This is a genomic window from Azospirillum isscasi (assembly GCF_030849505.1).
Taxonomy (GTDB): Bacteria; Pseudomonadota; Alphaproteobacteria; order Azospirillales; family Azospirillaceae; genus Azospirillum; species Azospirillum isscasi.
Map to the genome: position 1 here is coordinate 1 of NZ_JAUJFI010000386.1, position 698 is coordinate 698.

The window sequence follows — 698 nt, forward strand, 5'->3', positions numbered from 1 at the left end:
CCGCACGCGGCACCAGCACCGCCAGCATGAGGCCGCGGCCCGGCGCCGAGCCCACCTCCAGCCGGTGCCCCAGCCGGCGCGCCAGCCCGCAGGCCAGCCGCAGGCCGAGATCGATCACCGACGGATCGCCCGACCCGTCCGGGCGCCGGAACTCCTCCCGCAGGGTGCTCAACTGCTCGGGCAGCAGGCCGCGCCCGGTGGACCACAGCTCGATCCGCAAATCCGGCCCCTGGCGGCGGCAGCCGAGCACGACCCGCCCCCGCTCGGTGTGGCGCAGGGTGTTGGCGACGAAACCCTGGAGAATGCGTTCCAGCAGCGACGGGTCGGTGGCGACGCGGACCGAGCAGGGCAGCACCGAGAAACGCAGCCCCCGCCCGTCGAAACGCGGCGCGGCGTCCAGCGCCACCCGCGTCAGAAGGCCGTTGACCACGGGGGTGCCGATGTCCGGCTGCACCAGCCCGGCTTCCAGCCGCACGAGGTCGAAATGCCCGTCCACCATGCCGCGCAGCGACTGGATCGCGTTGCCCATGGCGTTCATCAGGTCGCGGGCCGCCGGATCGTTCAGGGCGCTTCCCCGCCCCGCCGCGTTCCGCCCGCCGCCCGCCGCCCCGTCCAACCGCCCTTCCAGCGCCCCCAGCAGCAGGGACAGGGCGGCCAGCGGCTGGCGCAGGTCGTGGCTGGCCGCGGCGAACAGGCGG

At 75.4% G+C, this 698-nt stretch carries 1 protein-coding gene; it reads right to left on the bottom strand.

Going from position 1 to position 698, the window contains the following annotated elements:
* The coding region (locus QSG27_RS29120; protein ID WP_306712365.1) for a sensor histidine kinase at nucleotides 1-698 on the bottom strand (698 nt) is incomplete at both ends.